Origin of the sequence: Vibrio sp. R-1 (assembly GCF_035615595.1) — a bacterium.
GTDB classification, from domain to species: domain Bacteria; phylum Pseudomonadota; class Gammaproteobacteria; order Enterobacterales; family Vibrionaceae; genus Vibrio; species Vibrio cholerae.
Genome location: NZ_WPDC01000162.1, coordinates 1 through 2,641 on the forward strand (window position 1 = coordinate 1; position 2,641 = coordinate 2,641).

Genomic DNA, 2,641 nt, shown 5'->3' on the forward strand with positions numbered 1-2,641 from the left:
CACTGGCACCATTGCCAGACAGTACCCAGTTGGATTTACCATCGCCAATTTCTATCAGTGAATCTTTGGTCACCACAGCGAGAAGAGCTTGAACTTGCATAGCTGTTAGGATGTCATGCTTTATCGGCCCCAAATCCTGAGAATCGATATACAGATTTATTTGCTCAGGCCAAGGTTCGAAATCAGATTCGTCCCCCAGATACACTTTGGCTGTTACCGGCGTTGCAGGGCCTGCTTCACGGGTAAACATCACAGCAACAGGATTAAGGCTGTCTGTATCTGAATAGCCAGCCGCTCGGCAGGTGCCTGTATTATCACAAGCGAGATACCAATCTTTGTGTTGAAAACTCTCTCCCTCAAACGCATTGGCAGAAAAAGCCACCAAGCCCAATGTGTATATAGCACTCCGAATATAGAGCATTAGCTTATTCCCTTTATACCATCTTCATGATTCAGTCAGTGAGCATACCATTGCCCGCTTAGGTTAGTGAAAACAGATAAGCTACTCATTTGTCGAGAGTGTTGTGTTTGTCATTTTTGCTAATAGCCCACCAATTCGTTTACGCATCTCGCGTCTATCCACAATCATGTCGAGTGCGCCGTGCTCTAAGAGGAACTCACTTTGCTGAAAGCCTTCAGGCAAGATTTCGCGAACGGTTTGTTCAATAACGCGACGCCCTGCAAAGCCGATCCTTGCTTTGGGCTCACCAATGTTAATGTCACCCAACATCGCCAAGCTCGCAGAGACACCACCAAAAGTTTGATCGGTTAATACCGATATGTAAGGTAATTTTGCCTTTGATAACTGATTTAAAGCGGCACTGGTTTTGACCATTTGCATTAAAGCCATTAGCGACTCTTGCATTCGAGCGCCGCCGCATGCCGAGAAGCAGACCAATCCACAATTGTCCTCGATAGCCGCTTCAACGGCTCTCACAAAACGGGCGCCGACAACGGATCCCATTGAACCAGCCATAAAGGAGAACTCGAATGCACAGGCAATCACGGGTAAGCCCATGATTCTTCCTCTCATCACAACCAATGCGTCTTTTTCTCCGGTACTTTTCTGAGCCAGAGTCAGACGTTCCTTATAGCGTTTTAGATCTTTGAAATGCAGTAAATCTATTGGTTCCAGTTCGCTAGCAAGTTCAGCTCGCCCCTCCCTATCCAAGAAACGTTCTAAACGTTGACGTGCCGACAACCTCATATGGTGATTACATTTAGGGCACACCTCTAAGTTCTCTGTGAGGGCAGCCCGATATAAGACCTGTTCGCAAGATGGGCATTGAGTCCATACTCCGCCTGGAACCGACGCTTTACGCGTACTAATGATGTTCTTCTTATCTAACAGCTTTTCTAACCAACTCATGGGGAACTCTTATTCCAAATTACTTTAGCTAAGAACATTGTATGAGCTTGTTTCTGGTAATAAAGTGGTGATTATTGGATTGATAATCCCGAAATGTGGGACTAAGTGTGATGCTGGATAAGATTGATCAACAGTGGTTAAAAAGTTTTCTCTGTGTTTATGAGAGCAATAGTTTTAAACGTGCGGCGGAGTTTCTAAGCTTGCCCACATCCAATGTCAGCCGACATATTGCTTTGTTGGAAGAACGGTTGAATACAAGGCTATTTCATAGAACGACACGCCGAATCGCTCCAACCGATGCTGGAGATCTCCTTTATTTACGTGCACAACCTTTGTTGGATAAGTTGAATGATGTTCTTGAGGGGGTGACTCAACATTCTCATGAAGTCATGGGGCAGCTAAAAATTCTAATGCCGGATTCACCGACTTTAGCCCAAGCAGTGGTCGATTTTTGTCGCTTTCACCCCTCGATTTCATTGTGTTGCGACACAAGCATCAGTCCTAAAGAGGATTTGCTGGACGGCTTTGATGTCGTTTTAAGTTTTCATCGAGGTCAACTCGAAGACAGCAGTTGGATCGCGCAGGAGATTAAACGGTGGCCAAGTGTGGTGGTCGCCGCCCCAAAACTCTTGCAGAGCTTTCCCAGACCTTTTCAGATTACCGATTTAAAACACGTTCCATGCATTAGTAGTTTCACCGTGTTAAATGGCACACCGTGGGTATTCAGCAATGGCAAAGGTGAGCGGATTACTCAAAAAGTGCATTCTTCATTCAAAGTGAACAGCGGGCTTCTTGCTAAAACTGGCGCAGTTTCTGGCCTAGGTTTTGCGATACTACCTGTTGAATTTTGCCAATCCGAATTAGATCTAGGCGTTTTGGAGGTGGTAGAAATGGAGTATGAGCCTGATGATTTAGTACTGTATGCTTTTTATTCTTCCCGAAAGCACTTGGCGAAAAAGATTCCGATGTTTATTAAACACTTACAGTGCCAAGCAAATTTAGATAAAAGCACATAAGCTGAAGAACAATTTCTATGAAAGGCTTTGTCTGAACCACTTCTTTTAGAGTAGGTGATTAGCTAAGCGAATTGTTATGCAAAAGTAAGGCTACTAAGCATAGACGGTGTGATGTTCGAAAATGGGAGATTCCATGTAACAGCGTTCTGGTATCTGCCATAACCTCACGTATAGCAAACTCAGCAGAGTAATCTATTGCTGAGTAATCGCACTAAGCAGGAATGGGGCAAAAATGATGTATACCCAAACAACTTGG

General features: G+C 44.6%; 3 protein-coding genes. 1 reads left to right on the forward strand and 2 read right to left on the reverse strand.

The genetic code is table 11. The annotated features are described in order from the left end of the window. Both GOU96_RS17225 and accD read right to left on the reverse strand, forming a co-directional pair. Window positions 1-421: DUF1176 domain-containing protein (locus GOU96_RS17225; protein WP_324702045.1), on the reverse strand; the 421-nt coding region annotated here is incomplete at its 3' end. An 81-nt stretch (window positions 422-502) separates the two neighbouring features. Continuing rightward, the gene (accD, locus tag GOU96_RS17230; protein WP_267782919.1) at window positions 503-1,369 is read right to left on the reverse strand and encodes an acetyl-CoA carboxylase, carboxyltransferase subunit beta; all 867 of its coding nucleotides are present in this window, start codon (window positions 1,367-1,369) and stop codon (window positions 503-505) included. A gap of 110 nt (window positions 1,370-1,479) precedes the next feature. On the opposite strand from accD, the gene GOU96_RS17235 reads away from it, so the two are divergent. Next, window positions 1,480-2,385, forward strand: coding sequence for a LysR family transcriptional regulator (locus GOU96_RS17235; protein ID WP_267782944.1), 906 nt, complete (start codon window positions 1,480-1,482; stop codon window positions 2,383-2,385). Window positions 2,386-2,641 lie beyond the last annotated feature (256 nt).